Origin of the sequence: Gordonia sp. WA4-43, from assembly GCF_020520305.1 — a bacterium.
GTDB classification, from domain to species: Bacteria; Actinomycetota; Actinomycetes; order Mycobacteriales; family Mycobacteriaceae; genus Gordonia; species Gordonia hongkongensis.
The window spans coordinates 2,361,647-2,376,651 of the sequence record NZ_CP084736.1 but is presented as its reverse complement, the minus strand read 5'-3'; the positions used below and the strand labels follow the sequence as shown (position 1 = coordinate 2,376,651).

The 15,005-nt window shown below is 68.5% G+C and carries 13 protein-coding genes; 7 read left to right on the top strand and 6 right to left on the bottom strand.

Features of this window, described 5'->3' with window-relative positions; all coding sequences use genetic code 11:
- The first annotated feature begins 94 nt into the window (after nucleotides 1-94).
- From LEL84_RS10655 to LEL84_RS10640, 4 genes are all read left to right on the top strand, one after another.
- Nucleotides 95-1,207, top strand: coding sequence for a ferredoxin reductase (locus LEL84_RS10655; RefSeq protein ID WP_226514021.1), 1,113 nt, complete (start codon nucleotides 95-97; stop codon nucleotides 1,205-1,207).
- 9 nt (nucleotides 1,208-1,216) lie between these two features.
- On the top strand, nucleotides 1,217-2,500 hold the full coding sequence (locus LEL84_RS10650; RefSeq protein ID WP_226514020.1) for a fatty acid desaturase family protein: 1,284 nt from the start codon (nucleotides 1,217-1,219) through the stop codon (nucleotides 2,498-2,500).
- An 87-nt stretch (nucleotides 2,501-2,587) separates the two neighbouring features.
- Complete coding sequence (locus LEL84_RS10645; RefSeq protein ID WP_226514019.1) at nucleotides 2,588-3,490, top strand: LLM class flavin-dependent oxidoreductase; 903 nt, start codon at nucleotides 2,588-2,590, stop codon at nucleotides 3,488-3,490.
- A gap of 32 nt (nucleotides 3,491-3,522) precedes the next feature.
- The gene (locus tag LEL84_RS10640; protein WP_226514018.1) at nucleotides 3,523-4,002 is read left to right on the top strand and encodes a hypothetical protein; all 480 of its coding nucleotides are present in this window, start codon (nucleotides 3,523-3,525) and stop codon (nucleotides 4,000-4,002) included.
- Between the two features lie 15 nt (nucleotides 4,003-4,017).
- Here the strand turns inward: LEL84_RS10640 and LEL84_RS10635 are convergent, their stop codons facing one another.
- Nucleotides 4,018-5,583, bottom strand: a complete 1,566-nt coding sequence (locus LEL84_RS10635; RefSeq protein ID WP_226514017.1) for an MFS transporter — start codon at nucleotides 5,581-5,583, stop codon at nucleotides 4,018-4,020.
- A gap of 144 nt (nucleotides 5,584-5,727) precedes the next feature.
- On the opposite strand from LEL84_RS10635, the gene LEL84_RS10630 reads away from it, so the two are divergent.
- Nucleotides 5,728-6,765 (top strand): Lrp/AsnC family transcriptional regulator, encoded by a 1,038-nt coding sequence (locus LEL84_RS10630; RefSeq protein WP_226514016.1) that lies wholly within the window; start codon nucleotides 5,728-5,730, stop codon nucleotides 6,763-6,765.
- Nucleotides 6,766-6,791: 26 nt separating this feature from the next.
- On the top strand, nucleotides 6,792-8,120 hold the full coding sequence (locus LEL84_RS10625) for a ClC family H(+)/Cl(-) exchange transporter (RefSeq protein WP_226514015.1): 1,329 nt from the start codon (nucleotides 6,792-6,794) through the stop codon (nucleotides 8,118-8,120).
- Between the two features lie 253 nt (nucleotides 8,121-8,373).
- Here the strand turns inward: LEL84_RS10625 and LEL84_RS10620 are convergent, their stop codons facing one another.
- Genes LEL84_RS10620 through LEL84_RS10610 form a run of 3 tightly spaced genes read right to left on the bottom strand, consistent with a single transcriptional unit; the run spans nucleotide 8,374 to nucleotide 11,383 of the window.
- On the bottom strand, nucleotides 8,374-9,213 hold the full coding sequence (locus LEL84_RS10620; protein ID WP_226514014.1) for an ABC transporter ATP-binding protein: 840 nt from the start codon (nucleotides 9,211-9,213) through the stop codon (nucleotides 8,374-8,376).
- Complete coding sequence (locus LEL84_RS10615; protein ID WP_226514013.1) at nucleotides 9,210-10,343, bottom strand: FecCD family ABC transporter permease; 1,134 nt, start codon at nucleotides 10,341-10,343, stop codon at nucleotides 9,210-9,212. The genes LEL84_RS10620 and LEL84_RS10615 overlap by 4 nt, the downstream gene beginning before the upstream one ends.
- The gene (locus tag LEL84_RS10610; protein ID WP_226514012.1) at nucleotides 10,340-11,383 is read right to left on the bottom strand and encodes a FecCD family ABC transporter permease; all 1,044 of its coding nucleotides are present in this window, start codon (nucleotides 11,381-11,383) and stop codon (nucleotides 10,340-10,342) included. The genes LEL84_RS10615 and LEL84_RS10610 overlap by 4 nt, the downstream gene beginning before the upstream one ends.
- Nucleotides 11,384-11,652: 269 nt before the next feature.
- Here LEL84_RS10610 and LEL84_RS10605 point away from each other — a divergent pair, with 269 nt between their 5' ends.
- Nucleotides 11,653-12,159, top strand: a complete 507-nt coding sequence (locus LEL84_RS10605) for a hypothetical protein (protein WP_226514011.1) — start codon at nucleotides 11,653-11,655, stop codon at nucleotides 12,157-12,159.
- Nucleotides 12,160-12,365: 206 nt separating this feature from the next.
- Here the strand turns inward: LEL84_RS10605 and LEL84_RS10600 are convergent, their stop codons facing one another.
- Together LEL84_RS10600 and LEL84_RS10595 are read right to left on the bottom strand one after the other, a co-directional pair.
- Nucleotides 12,366-13,763 (bottom strand): FAD-dependent oxidoreductase, encoded by a 1,398-nt coding sequence (locus LEL84_RS10600; protein ID WP_226514010.1) that lies wholly within the window; start codon nucleotides 13,761-13,763, stop codon nucleotides 12,366-12,368.
- A 180-nt stretch (nucleotides 13,764-13,943) separates the two neighbouring features.
- Nucleotides 13,944-14,969 (bottom strand): ABC transporter substrate-binding protein, encoded by a 1,026-nt coding sequence (locus LEL84_RS10595; RefSeq protein WP_068971133.1) that lies wholly within the window; start codon nucleotides 14,967-14,969, stop codon nucleotides 13,944-13,946.
- Nucleotides 14,970-15,005 lie beyond the last annotated feature (36 nt).

Sequence of the window (15,005 nt, the reverse complement as noted above, 5' to 3'; positions counted from 1 at the left end):
GATCGCGGTCACCGATTGATGTGTACAGTCGTGCACCGAAGGGTAGCACTGGTCAGTAACTCCAGCCGTGGGGATTTCTAGGGGAGGAGTCTGAGTGAACCTGTTGAAGTGGAGCAAGCGGCCGGCGGCCGGGGTCGAGGCCCGGAAACCGGAGGTCAACATCATCCGGGGTCTGGTGGCCCGAGCGACCACCCCACTGCTGCCCGACGACTATCTGCACCTGATCAATCCGCTGTGGAGCGCGCGCGAGCTCCGCGGCAAGGTACTCGACGTGTCCAAGGAGACCGAGGACACCGCGACCGTCACCATCCGGACGGGCTGGGGGTTCCCCGAGTCGTACAAACCGGGCCAGTACGTCGGCATCGGTCTGCAGATCGAGGGCAAGTGGCACTGGCGGTCGTACTCGTTGACGTCGTTCGGCGCCAACGAGGACAAGACCATCGCGATCACGGTCAAGGCGAACCCCGACGGATTCCTGTCGTCGCATCTCGTCGACGGCGTCAGCCCCGGGACGATCATCCGGCTGCAGTCGCCCAAGGGCGACTTCCATCTGCCCGAGCCGGTTCCGGGCAAGATCCTGTTCGTGACCGCCGGAAGCGGGATCACTCCCGTCATGGCGATGCTGCGACAGCTGAGTTCGCACGGTCAGACACCGGACATCGTGCACATCCACTCCGCGCCCACCCGCGACGACGTGATCTTCCTCGACGAGATGGAGAAGCTGGCCGAAGAGGCCGACGACTACGACCTCAATCTCCAGCTGACCAAGGAGATGGGCAAGTTCGACGTCTCTCGCATGGACGAGTGGGCGCCGGACTGGCGCGAACGCGAGTGTTGGGCCTGTGGTCCGGTGGCGCTGCTCGACGCGATGGAGTCCCACTACGAGGACGGTGGCCTGCGCGGGCGGTTGCACGTGGAGCGGTTCGCCATCGCCCGCACCGACCACGGTGGTGAGGGCGGCACCGTGAAGTTCGCGATCTCGGACAAGGAGGCCGAGATCGACGGCGCCACAACGCTACTCGAGGCGGGCGAGAACCTGGGTATCCAGATGGCCTTCGGTTGCCGGATGGGTATCTGTCAGACCTGCGTCGTCCCCCTCGCCGGAGGTTACGTGCGCGACCTGCGCACCGGCGAGGAACGTCGCGAAGGAGAACGAATCCAGACATGCATCAGCGCCGTGTCTGGTGAATGCACTCTCGATATCTAGGAGGGCTTCATGGCCATCACCGACATCGATCAGTACGCACATCTCACCGAGGCCGACGTCGAGGCCCTGGGCGCCGAACTCGACGCCATCCGCCGGGACATCGAGGAGTCGCGCGGCGAGGCCGACGCCAAGTACATCCGGCGGGCCATCACCCTGCAGCGCAGTCTGGCTGCCGGTGGCCGGCTCGCCCTGATGTTCAGCGACAAGAAGGTCGCCTGGGCTGCCGGGACCGCGATGCTCTCGCTGGCCAAGATCATCGAGAACATGGAACTCGGCCACAACGTGATGCACGGCCAGTGGGACTGGATGAACGATCCGGAGGTCCACTCGGCGTCGTGGGAGTGGGACACCACCTGCCCGAGCGTGCAGTGGAAGCACTCGCACAACTTCGTCCATCACAAGTACACGAACGTCGTCGGGATGGACGACGACGTGGGCTACGGAATCCTGCGCGTCACCCGGGACCAGCCCTGGGAGTGGTGGAACGTCGGTAACCCGATCTACAACCTGACGCTCGGCACGTTCTTCGAATACGGTGTGGCGCTGCACCATCTGGAGACGGAGAAGCTGCGCAACAAAGAGAAGACCTACCGTCAGGCGGCCAAGGATCTCCGGGTGATCGGCACCAAGGTCGGCAAACAGGCGGCCAAGGACTATCTGATCTTCCCGGCTCTGGCGGGTCCGAACTGGAAGACGACGCTCACCGCGAACTTCACCTCGAACATCATCCGGAACTACTGGGCGTACATGGTGATCTTCTGTGGTCACTTCCCCGACGGAGCCGAGAAGTTCACGGTCGACGAGTTCGAGAACGAGGACCAACCGCGCTGGTATCTGCGTCAGATGTTGGGATCGGCCAACTTCAAGGCCGGACCGCTGATGCGGTTCATGAGCGGGAACCTCAGTCATCAGATCGAACACCACCTGTTCCCCGACCTGCCGAGCAGCAGGTACGAGGAAATCGGTGTGCGTGTCCGCGAGTTGTGTGACAAATACGACCTGCCGTACACGACGGGGACCCTCCTGGGTCAATATGCCCAGTCGTTCCGGACCATCGCGAAGCTGGCACTGCCGAACTCGTTGTTGAAGGCGACGTCGGATGACGCGCCGGAGACGGCGTCGGAGCTGCGCTTCGCGATCCGCGAGGGCATGAGTGACCACTTCGGCGTCGACCCGGCGACCGGGAAGCGACGGGGTCTGCGGACGGCGTTGCGTGAACTCAAGAATTCCCCGGTGCGGTCGGCGCATGTGGGGCGGGCCGCGTCCGGGAGTCCGGGACGGAACCAGCACTGACACAACAGATGTCGCGCATCGTTGCGTATCCCGCGACGATGCGCGACATCTGCGAATCGCGCCCGGGCGTGGTGTGCCCGTGTCAGAATGACGCACGTGCGCATCGGGATGACCATGCCTGTGATGGAGCCGGATCTCGACGCCGAGATGCTCCACTCGTGGGCCACCACCATCGACGACGGTCCGTTCAGCTCGCTGTGCTGGGGTGAACGTATCGCGTTCGACAATCCGGAATGCCTGACCTTCCTCGGCGCGCTGGCGGCGTGGACGCGACGGGTGCCGCTCGTGATGACGGTCGTCGTGCCGCAGCTGCACGACCCGGTGATGCTCGCCAAGTCGCTGGCGACCGGCGACATGCTGTCGGGAGGACGCCTCACCGTGGCACTCGGGTTCGGCGGGCGACACGAGGACTACCGGGCCGTCGGCGCGGACCCGTCGACGCAGACCATGCGCCAACTGGCCGAACGCGCCGCGACGATGAAACGGGTGTGGGCCGGGGAGAAACTCACCGAGTCGGTCCTGCCGGTCGGTCCGCCGCCGCATCGTAAGGGTGGTCCGGTACTGCACGTCGGGACCACCGGGCCGAAGACCATCCGCAGTGCGGTCGAGTGGGCGGACGGAATCGCCGGGGTCACCCTCGATCTCGACGCCGGCAAGCAGAACGAGCTCTTCGACGTCGCCCGGTCGGCGTGGGCGGATGCCGGTCGGGCGGCACCGCATCTCGCGACGTCCTTCTGGTTCGCGATCGGTGAGGGCGACGGTCCCCGAGCGCAGGTGACCCGGCACCTGCATCGATACATGAACTGGATCCCGTCGGAGTTCGTCGACGCGATCGCGCCCACCACCGGGTGGGCGGGCACCGAGACCGAGCTCGCCGAGGTGCTGCGGCGGTTCGCCGACATCGGTACCGACGAGGTGCAACTCATCCCGACGAGTACCGACCCCGATCAGCTCCGGCGCGCCGCGGACGTGGCGGCGGCGTTCTCCTGACGACGCGGCGTCCCGAGATCTAGGGTGTGGCGGTGGCCTCCCTGCGCCGGATGCTCGGCATCGGCAAGCTCACAGACGACCTCCGTGCGCAGGTCGTCTCCGACGGCGCCTACCTCATCGTCGAATTCGTGCCCGTGACACTGAGATTCAGCGGGCAAGTGCCCGGTCGATCGGCGCAGGGCAACGTCCGGCCCTTCACCGGTGCTGTAGTCCTGACGCCCCGACGCGTCCTCGCGACGATGTCGAGCGTGCCCGGTCGGGCGGGTCGTGCCATCGACCACGAGTGGACGACCCCGCGCGGTTCGATGGTCCGCGCGGTCATCGACGACGGCGGGCTCGTCATCGAGATCCCGGCGCTCGAGCGCGTGAACCCCGACTTCAGCGGAACATTGAGTCTGACCTACTTGACCGAGCTGCCCGGCTCGGTGCTCCAGCAGGCCCCGGTGCGCGAGGTGTGGTTCGACGTCCCGGCGCGCTACGTCACCTCACTCGTCGGGGGCCGCCGGAGCTGACGGACCGACCGGCGGTCAGCCCGCCGGCTGCTCCTCGACGGCCCGCCCGGGGCGCAGCATCACGAGTGCGAGGATCGCAGCGGCCGCGGTGAGCACGCCGGAGAACGTGAGGCACAGACGCATTCCGTCGAGGAAGGCGTCGCCGACGGCGCTCATCACGGCCGGGGCGTCGGCGCCGAGGTTCAGGCCGCTCGCGGCGGCCAGGCCCTCGGTGTCGACCGCGCCGATCACCCGGTCACGTACCGGCTCGGCGACACCGGCATCGATCAGCTTCTGCGGCAACGAGTTCACCGCACCGGCGGTCAGGAGGGCGCCGAGCACGGCCGGGCCGAGCGCGCCGCCGACCTGACGGAAGGCGTTGTTCCCAGCCGCGGCCATCCCCAACAGGTGGTAGGGCACGGCCGACACCGCGGTCGCGGTCATCGGCGCCATCACCAGTCCCATCCCGAGCCCGAGCACGACCAGACGCCACGAGATGGCGGCGAAGGAGGTGTGGGCGTCGAGGGTCAGCAGCGCGAACTGGGCGCCGGCGACCATCAGGAGTCCGCCGCCGATCAGGAACCGGGCGTGAATTCGATGCATCATCTTGCCGGCGAGCCCGCCGACCAGCATCGAGGCGCCGTTCATGAGGGCCAGCCGCCAACCGGCCTCGACGGTGCCGAGTTGCTGAACCAGCCCGAAATACATGCTCAGCACGAAGATGAACCCGATCAGAGCCAGGAAGGCGATCATCGCGACCAGGGTGGTGGCGGTGAAGGCGCGGCTCCGGAAGAGGTCGAGGTCGAGCATCGGACTCGCCGAACGCTTTTCGATGACGACGAACCCGACTGCGGCGACCGCGGCGGCCAGCAGCGCGGCGACGACGCGGGGGTCGCCGAAGCCGTAGACGCCGGCCTCGATGACGCCGAAGACGAGTGCCGATACGGCGATCGCGGCCGAGATCTGGCCGGACCAGTCGAGGCGACGGGCATGGGGTGCGCGGGATTCCGGGAGCATCGTCGCGGCCACCGCCAGCGCGATGAGGGCGATCGGGATCGGCAGCAGGTAGATCCATCGCCAGCCGGCGGACTCGGCGACCGGACCCGCGACCAGCGGCCCGACGGTCAGCGAGAGCATGAGCGCCGACGCCCAGATGCCGATGAACTTGCCCCGTTCCCGGAAGTCGGGGACCGCGTGACTGATCAGTGCCAGGGTCGTGGGCAGGAGGGCGGCCGCGCCCGTTCCGGCGAGCGCCTGTCCGATCCACACCATGCTGATCGATTGCGCACACAGCGCCACCAACGCGCCCGACGCCGTGAGGCAGAGCCCCACCAGATAGACCTTGCGACGGCCGTGCACGTCGCCGAACACCCCGGCGGTGAGGATGAATGCGGCCATCGGCAGGACGAACGCGTCTTGTACCCAGGACAACTGGGCGGTCGAGACGCCGAAGGCGGTGCCGATTGCCGGCAGGGTGACGGCGACGCTCGTGATGGGCAGGTAGGCGACGAAGACGCCGAGGCAGGCCATCACGACGGTGGCCGTCCGACGTGCCGGGGGAGTCGGTACGCCGGTGGGAACGGGGGAGATGGTCGCGGTCAACGCGCTCGCTTTCGCAGGTCGATGAGGGTCGCCGAACGGCGCAGGAGTTCATTGTCTGGTCCGCGTCTACGAAACCACGCACAGATCCCGAGTGCCGGTATCGATACGGCACTGTGGGTCGCGCGGCGATACACTTCCTCCACCATGGACGACATCGACGGCACGATCCTCCGTGCGCTGCAGGTGTCGCCGCGTGCGACGTTCCGCCAGCTGAGTGAGGTGGCCGGGATCTCGGAGCAGACCGCGGCGCGCCGCTACCAGGCGATGCGGCGGGCCGGCGTGATGAAGGTCGTCGGGATCATCAAGCCGTCCGTCCGCGGCCAGCCGGAGTGGGTGGCGCGGGTGCGGTGCCGTCCGGACCGGATGGAACCGCTCGCGTCCTCGCTCGCTCGCCGGCGTGATGTCGCCTTCGCGTATGTCGCGTCCGGTGGTGCGGAGATCATCTGTCTCATCCGGGCGCCGCTCGGCGTGGCCGGTGAGGAGGCCATCGCCAAGACGTTCCCCGCCCGAGCCTCGGTGACCGACGTCCGCATCGATCTCGTCCTGCACGCCTTCGATCCCGGTCACCCCGCGTCGAGGTGGACCGGATTCGGTGGCCACCTCTCTGACCGGGACCGCGACCTCCTCGCTTCCGCTGCGGCTGCTGTGGTCGACGACATGCCGGAGGACCCCGAGCAGGACGATCCGTCGTCGGATGCCCCGGCGGGTGGCGCGCGGTTGACGGCCGGCGATGCCGTGCTGATCGACGCGCTGACCCAGGACGGTCGGCGAGCGCACCGCGAACTGGCTCGGATCTGCGGATGGACGGTCGGACGAGTGCGCCGCCGGCTCCGCACGCTCGAGCGCGGGGGTGCGCTCTTCTACGACGTCGAGATCCTCCCCGACCGGCTCGGCTTCGACCTGAGCGCCACGCTGTGGTTGACGGTGACCCCCTCGGCTCTCGATCAGGTGGGCACCGAACTCGCGGCTCACGACGAGGTGGCGTTCGCGGCGGCGATCAGCGGCGAGTGGAACCTCATGGTGTCGGTGATCTGCCGGGACACCGCGCATTTCCACGACTATCTGCGCACCCGGGTCGCCGCGATCGGCGGCGTCACCGGGTACTCGGTCAGCATCCGGATGCGCCGGCTGAAGCAGAACGCCTCGCTTGTGGTGCAGGGGCGGTTGATTCAGCCGGTGTGATGCCCGCGGCGGGGTAGCGTCCACGTGTGATCTCGCCACAGCGTGCCGACCGCGGCCTGGTGCGGTTGTGTCTGCTGGCGGTCATCGCCGGTCTGCTGACCGGCGTACTCGGTGGAGCCTTCCGCTGGTGCCTGAACCACCTGGACCGCTGGCGGGTCGAGATGCTCGACTGGTCGGCGGGACTCGGTGTCCCCGGGTGGCTGTTCCCGATTGCGGTCACCGCGACCGGTGCGGCGCTCGGCGCGCTCGCAGTCCGGTTGGTGCCGACCGCGGCGGGAAGCGGTATCCAACACGTGGAGGCCGTCGAGCGCGGGGAGGCGTCACCGGCGCCCCTGCGCCTCATCCCGGCCAAGTTCGTCGGCGCGCTCGCCGCGATCGGTTCCGGACTCGTGCTGGGCCGGGAAGGCCCGACGGTGCACATCGGTTCGGTCGTCGGTGCGGAAACCGGCCGGCGCGGCGGTCTCGACGACGCCGACGTCCGGGTGATGCAGACGTCGCTCAGCGGGGCCGGACTGGCAGTGGCGTTCACGGCTCCGATCGGCGGCGCGCTCTTCGCACTCGAGGAGGTCGGCCGCTCGGTCCGGTTGCGCCTCGTGGTGCCGACGGTGTTCGCGGTGGTGGCCGCCGTCGCCGCCGGACGGGTCATCCTGGGAGACCGCCCGGAGTTCGACGTGCCCTCGCTCGACGTGCCGTCGGTGACGGTGCTGCCCGTCTTCGTGGTCTTCGGTCTCGTCTCCGGACTCATCGGGATCGCCTACAGCCGAATGGTTCTCGGCACCCTCGGCTGGGTCGGTCGATTCTCGCGGGTGCCGCCGATCGGTCGCGCCGCCCTCATCGGCGCGGTGATCGGCGCCTTGCTCGCCGTCGACGCGCGCACCGCGGGCGGCGGGGACGGCCTCACCCAGGCGGTCGTCGACGGCGGTGTCGTACTCCCCGCACTCGTCGCGCTCTTCCTCGTCCGGTTCGTCGCGGGTCCGCTCTCCTATGCCGCGGGCACGCCGGGTGGCCTGTTCGCACCGCTGCTCGCGCTCGGCGCCCTCTGGGGTGCCGCCTTCGCCGAGGTCGCCGACATCATTGTGCAACAACCGGATTCAGGTGCGTCGGGATTCCGGGGCGCGATGATTCTCGCCGGGATGGCGGCGCTGTTCGGTGCGGTCGTCCGGGCCCCGCTCACCGGGATGGTCGTCGTGATGGAGATGACCGCGACGACGACGGTCGCCCTCCCCATGCTGGCCGCAACGGCCGCCGCGGTGCTCGTCGCCCATCTGTCCGGGTCGCCGCCGGTCTACGACTCTCTTCGCGAGCGGATGCTCGCGAAACCGGCTGGACGAGAAGAGCCTCCCTCCGCTCCCTGAGAGCGAGCTTGCGAGCGTCACCCATGCTCCCTAATCCGGAAGAGCCACACACCCACTGGTCCCTGAGGTGCGAGGAGCGTGAGCCGCCGGGCCGAGCACGCGACGAAGGAGCGCGTCGAGGTCGACGAGCCACGAAGGGCCTGGTGAGACACGTTGCGAAGCCCTTCGTGGCTCGCTTCGCTCGCACCTCAGGGAGCGGAGGGGCTGTCGCTGTCGCTCTTCGCATCTCAGGGAGCAGGGGCCGCGCTTCGGATCAGGGAGCGGTGGGGGTGGCGCGGGTCCGGGAGTCCAGCGGCACGATGAGCGGGCCACCGGTGATCGGATCGGTCATGACGTGCGCCCGGAGGCCGAACGCCGCGTCGAGGGTCTCGGCGTCGATGACCTCGGCGGGCGAGCCGGTGGTGACGATGGCGCCGTTGCGCATGACGAACAGCGAATCGCTGTAGCGCGCGGCCAGATTGAGGTCGTGCAGCACCATGACGACGGTCTTGCCGTGCTCGTCGCGGAGGCGGCGGACCAGGTCGAGGACGTCGATGGAGTGTGCGAGGTCGAGGTAGGTGGTGGGCTCGTCGAGCAGTATGAGATCGGTGTCCTGCGCGAGCGTCAGCGCGATCCAGACCCGTTGCCGCTGACCGCCGGACAGGGCGTCGAGGGTGCGGTCGGCGAGGTCGAGGGTGTCGGTCATCTCCATCGCCAGCGCCACTGCCGCCTCGTCGGCCGCGCTGGCCTGCGCGAACCAGCGCTGGTGCGGATGACGTCCCCGCCCCACCAGATCGGCGACGGTGAGCCCTTCGGGCGCGATGGGATTCTGCGGCAGGATCGCCAGGGTGCGGGCGACCTGTTTGGGCCGGACCGAGGAGATGTCGTCGCCGTCGAGGTAGACCGCACCGGCCCGGGGTGGCAACAGCCGTGCAAGACAACGTAACAGCGTCGACTTGCCACATCCGTTGGAACCGATGATCGTCGTGACCTGACCGTCGGGGATGTCGATGTCGAGGCCGTCGATGACGATCCGTTCGTCGTAGCCGACGGTCAGTCCGACGCCCCGCAATCGGGCGGTGGTGGCAGGGGATTCGAGGGATGACGCGGTCATACGCTCGCCTTTCGGGACATGACGATCATCAGGTAGATCAGGAACGGGCCGCCGATCGCCGCGGTGACGATGCCGACCGGAAGGCCGCCCGGCAGAACCGTGCGCACCATCAGGTCGCCGCCCAGTACCAACGACGCACCGATGACACCGGACACGAGCGGCGTGGGCACGGCGGTACCGGCCAGCCGCAGCGCGATCTGCGGGGCCAGCAGCGCGACGAAAGCGATCGGCCCGGCCGCGGACACGCTCAGCGCGCTCACCAGAACCGCGGTCAGGAGCAGCGTCGTCGACACCGCGCCGGTCCGGACTCCGAGTCCGCGGGCGAGATCGGGTCCGAGGCTGAGCATTCCGATCTGGCGGGCCAGGACGACCACCACGACGATGCTCGCGACGACACCGGCGGCGACCGGCCACACGTTGGACCAGCCGACGTTGGACACCGACCCGACGATCCACACCTGCGCACGAGCAACATCCCGGATGTCGGCGCGCGAGAGGAGGAACTGGGTGAGCGCCTGCAGCAACCACGTCATCCCGACGCCGATCAGCACGAGCCGGAACGGGTTGATGCCGCTGTTGGCCTTGCGACCCGGCCAGGCGAGGACGTACATCGCGACCGCGGTGAGCAACCCGCCGATCATCGCCGCCGCCGGGACGCCGAGATCGCCCAGCCAGGCACCCCAGCTGGTGGTCGAGAACGCGATGGCGGTCACCGCCGCCACGCTCGCGCCGGCGGTGATGCCGAGCATGTCCGGTGTGGCCAGGGGATTCTGGGCGGTCAGCTGGGTCATCGAACCCGCAAGGCCCAGACCGAATCCCACCAGCAGCGCGACCAGCGCACGGGGCAGCGCGACGTCGAAGACCACCACGTTCTCGACGCGGGTGCCGCCGCCGAGCAGGATGCGGGCGACGTCGACGGGGGTCAGCGGGAAGTCGCTGACACCGACGCTCGTGAGGAACAGGACGACCGTGACGGCCGTGGACACGACCGCGACGGTGAGCATCCGTGGTCGGACCACCATCGACAGCGGTTCGACGGCGATCCGATAACCGCCGGGGTGCGGTGCGATCCGGCCCTTCGTCGTGGTTCCGGACGTGATGTCGGTCTTGATGGAGGTCGGCGGATTCACACGGTCCCCAATCTCTGTCGGCGGACCATGACGATGAGGAAGGGTGCGCCCACCAGTGCCAGCATGACGCCGACCTGCACTTCGCCGGGACGGGCGACGATCCGGCCGAGGATGTCGCATCCGACGAGCAGGATGGCGCCCAGCAGAGCGGAATACGGGATGATCCACCGATAGTCGGCGCCCACGAAGGCGCGGGCGATGTGCGGTACGACCAGGCCCAGGAACACGATCGGCCCGCATGCCGCGGTCGCCGCGCCGATGAGCAGCGTGATGGTCAGGACGCCGAGGGCGCGGATGAGCACGACACGGGAACCGAGGGCCTTGGTCATGTCGTCGCCCAGGCTCAGGACGTTCAGGAAGAAGCCGCTCGCCAGCGCGAGGACGAGGCCCACCGTGATGAACGGCAGGCTCGCCCAGAACACGTCGATGCCCCGACCCGCGGTGGAGCCGACGCTCCAGAAGCGCCACTGGTCCAGCGAATTGGTGTCGACGAGCACGATCGCGGACGTGATGGCGGTCAGCATCGCGGTCAGGCCGGTGCCGGCGAGAACCAGGGTCAGGGGACTCGAGCCGCTCAGCGACGATAACCCGAACACCACGGTGGCGGCGATGATCGCCCCGACGAGACCGAAGAACATGAACGCGATCGGGCTGGTGATGCCCAGCAGGTAGATGCCGCCGACGACCGCGCAGGCGGCACCCGCGTTGACGCCGAGCATGCCGGGATCGGCGATCGGGTTGCGGGTGTGGCCCTGGGTGATGGCACCGGCCGCGCCGATCGCGAGTCCGGCGGCGAGGCCGAGCAGAGTGCGCGGCACGCGCAGATCCCACACGATGCCGTCGACATCGGAATCCTTGGGCACCTGCGGCATCCGCAGGTTGACCAGCGCGTTCCAGATCTCTTCGACACCAGCGGTGAAGCTGGGCCAGATCTCGTCGAGCGGGACCGGCCGGGTGCCGAAGAGAACCGAGGCGACGACCAGCGCTGCGAGGACCGCCAGGAGCAGCGGGATTCCGAAAAGTCGGAGGGATCGGCGCACGAAGGTAAACCTTACCAACCTTCTTCGACGCGGCGTCGCGCGCAGCGTCGAGCGCCTTGGCGGGTGTCGTTCGTATAACGAATTGCCGACGAAACCTGAGGGAAGGCTGTGCGGGCGGTAACACTTCGCTCAGGCTGGGTCGATAGTCCCGGTGTCGGTGGGCATCTCGGGCCGACCGCAGCAAGACCGGTCGTCGGTGGGGTGGCGTGAACCGCTCCCACGACGGCGACGTCGGGAAACACAGTGTCGCCTACGAACGAGGAGGATCGATGAAATCGCTGAAACGGGCTCTCACAGGGGTTCTGGTCGCTGCAGGAATCGCCGGTGGATCGCTGGTGGGTGCCGCGCCGGCACAGGCCGCCGTTCCCAACCTCCAGATGACGGGCGGGGTCTACTGTCAGTTCGCAGCCCCTGGCACGCCGTGGAATCAGGCGTGGAGCATGACCCGGTTCATGCGCGTCACCGCGCGTGACGGCGATTTCCGTAACGTCACGCTGCAGGAGATCAACGGCGCGACGAAGTTCAAGTCGCTGCTGAAGAAGAACGAGTCGCTCACCATCAAGACCACCTGGTTCGGCTGCTTCCCGTCCTCCATCGCGGGATACGCGATCTCCGACTACGCCGAGAACCTGACCGACAACGCCGGTTTCTGGTGGAACGTCCGGCGCATCGACAACCCGTTGGACCGGTTCGGCACGGGCTCCTCCGCCTCGGCGGCAGCCCTGACCGGCGGTGGCACCGACGTCGAGGGTGTTCCGGCGATTCCCGGTCGATGACCCTCCTCTGAGGACGACGGGGATTCGCCACCACTGAACCATTCGCGCCGGGCGGCGTGCGGGGAGGACGCCCCCGCACCCGCCGGGCGCATGCGAAAGAGCGGCGACCGAGAGAACTCGGCCGCCGCTCTTATGGCTTCGACAGGCTCAGCCGGCGGGGGTGGGCTCAGCCGGCGGAGGGTGGGCTCAGCCGGCGGGAAGCGGGGTCATGCGGACGGGCGGGACACCTTGTCCGGCTCCGATGCGGCGAGCATGTCCTCGCGTTCGACGACTTTGACGCGTTCGCGGCCTTCGGCGGCGCCGAGGGCGCGTTCGTGTTCGTCGAGGCGGTACCAGCCGTCCCAGGTGGTGAACGGGATGTTCTTGGACTCGAGGAGTTCGACGATGGCGTCCTCACCGGGGTGGGCCGGTTCGAGCAGCGTGCCGGCTTCCATGTCCTTCAGGATGCAGTCGACGGTCTCGTTCGCGTCACCCTTGGTGTGGCCGATGAGGCCGACGGGGCCGCGTTTGACCCAGCCGGTGGTGTAGATACCGGTCAGCTGCTGTCCCTCGTCGAACACGCGTCCGGCCTCGTTCGGGATGACCCCGGCCTGGGAGTCGAACGGGATCTGCGGCAGGTTGTCCGAGAGGTAGCCGACCGCGCGGTAGACGGCTCCGACCTCCCAGTCGGTGGTCTTGCCGGTGGGCTTGACGTTGCCGGTGCCGTCGAGCTGGGTGCGCTCGGTGCGCAGACCGACGACCTTGCCGTCCTCGCCGAGGATTTCGGTGGGGCTTTCGAAGAAGTGCAGGAACAGCTTGTGGATCGCACCCTGCTTGGGCTCGCGGATCGCGTAGTTCTCGATGATCGTGGCGACCTGGTCGGTGATCTTCGACCCGCGGCGCGCGACGGCCGATCCCTCGTCGTAGTCGATGTCCTCGGGGTTGACGATGACCTCGATGTTGGGGGAGTGGTCGAGTTCCTTCAGTTCCAGCGGGGTGAACTTCGCCTGGGCGGGACCGCGGCGGCCGAACACGTGGACCTCGACGGCCTTGTTGGCCTTGAGTCCCTCGTAGACGTTGGCCGGGATCTCGGTGGGCAGCAGTTCGTCGCCGGTCTTGGCGAGCACGCGGGCGACGTCGAGGGCGACGTTGCCGACGCCGATGACCGCGACCTTCTCGGCCTCGAGGGGCCAGGTGCGGGGGAAGTCGGGGTGGCCGTCGTACCAGGCGACGAATTGGGCGGCGCCGTAGCTGCCGTCGAGGTCGATGCCGGGGATGTCGAGGGCGCGGTCGTCGGTGGCGCCGGTGGAGAAGATCACCGCGTCGTAGTGGGCGCGTAGTTCGTCGATGGTGATGTCGGTGCCGTAGTCGACGTTGCCGAGCAGGCGGACCTGGGGCTTGTCGAGGACCTTGTGCAGGGCGGTGATGATGCCCTTGATGCGCGGGTGGTCGGGTGCGACGCCGTACCGGATCAGACCGAACGGAGCGGGCATGCGCTCATACAGATCGATGCTGACCCCGCGGTCCTTGGCGGTGTCGGACTTCATCAACGCGTCGGCGGCGTAGATCCCGGCGGGACCGGCACCGACGATCGCAACCCGCAGCGGGCGGCTGTTGTCGCTCATGGAGTAGGTGTCTTCCGTTGCTCAGCACGCGAGGACAAGCAAATCTCGGTGACCCCCAGGTCCGCGCGTATGGATAAGGCCTATCCCTTCTACGGTAGGCGCTTGCTGTCCCCGACCAAAATCCGTCTGTGAGGTAACCCTCACTCGGCGGGCGTGCGGTGTCCGGCGGGTTCGGGCCCGCTACGCCTTGCCGGCGGCCGCGGCGATCGGTCCGACGGCCTGCTCGGCGACCCACGGGATCGTCAGGACCGTCGGCACCGACATCGCGCTGCCGACCTCCTGGGGCAGGTAGACGACCCGGCCCGACTGCGCGACCGCCAGCCGGTTGAACGCCGCGTTGGACTTGAGCTGGTCGTTGGACCCCTGCCAGTCGACGGCGACGACGACGTCGGCCGAGTCCAGCAGGTTCAGGCTCTCGGCCGGCAGGTCACCGTAGAAACCGCTGGTCACCGAAGGTTGCAGCGCGGGCGGGAAGGTGAGTCCGTAACCGGTGAGGGTCTGTCCGCGCCCGTCGCCGGGGCCGTAGATCGACACGCCGCCGGTGGGGCTGGCGGTGACCACGACCGCCGTCTTCCCGGCCAGCTGCGGGTTCTGCTCCCGCACGTTCGCGAGGAACTGCTCGGTCTCGGTCACCTTGCGATCGGCGAGTTCGGGCAGGCCGACGGCGGTACCGATCTGGCGGGTCTGCGCGTCCCACGGCACCTGCCACGGCTGGAACTGGGCGGGCCGCAGGATCGTCGGGGCGGTCTTGCTCAGCAGATCGAACTGGTCGCGGGTGGGATCGGCGCCGACGGCGGTGATGAGGTCGGGCTCGGTGGCCAGCGCCTTGGGGATCTCGTCGCCGAACGCGCCGGACGCGTTCGGCAGCACCACCGGGTCGGAGTCCGCAAGGAGTTCGGCGTTCCACGGCGCCGACGCCTGGTCGGGGTCGGCGAACGGGGCGATCGTGGTGGGGGTGACGCCGAGTGCGAGGAGGGTGTCGCCGTCACCCACGCCCATCGCGGCGACGCGCTTGGGTGCCTGGTCGACGGTCGCGGGGGCGTAGGCCTGCTGCACGGTGACCGGGATCGCGCCGGCCTCGGGCGCGGGGACCTGGGCCGTGCCGGAGTCGACCGTCTCGTCCGGCGGCGAACACGAGGTCACCACCAGGGCTGCCGCGAGCAGCCCGACGAGAAGGATGAGTGAACGGTGGGTGGAAGCGCGCATCCGGGTCCTCGCTGCTCGTTGCGGTCGGCGACGTCG

Coding starts and splice junctions, on each gene's coding strand:
- LEL84_RS10650 (WP_226514020.1), top strand. CDS start 1,217: ATGGCCATCACCGACATCGATCAGTACGCACATCTCACCGAGGCCGAC.
- LEL84_RS10645 (WP_226514019.1), top strand. CDS start 2,588: ATGACGCACGTGCGCATCGGGATGACCATGCCTGTGATGGAGCCGGAT.
- LEL84_RS10630 (WP_226514016.1), top strand. CDS start 5,728: ATGGACGACATCGACGGCACGATCCTCCGTGCGCTGCAGGTGTCGCCG.
- LEL84_RS10620 (WP_226514014.1), bottom strand. CDS start 9,213: ATGACCGCGTCATCCCTCGAATCCCCTGCCACCACCGCCCGATTGCGG.
- LEL84_RS10605 (WP_226514011.1), top strand. CDS start 11,653: ATGAAATCGCTGAAACGGGCTCTCACAGGGGTTCTGGTCGCTGCAGGA.
- LEL84_RS10600 (WP_226514010.1), bottom strand. CDS start 13,763: ATGAGCGACAACAGCCGCCCGCTGCGGGTTGCGATCGTCGGTGCCGGT.
- LEL84_RS10595 (WP_068971133.1), bottom strand. CDS start 14,969: ATGCGCGCTTCCACCCACCGTTCACTCATCCTTCTCGTCGGGCTGCTC.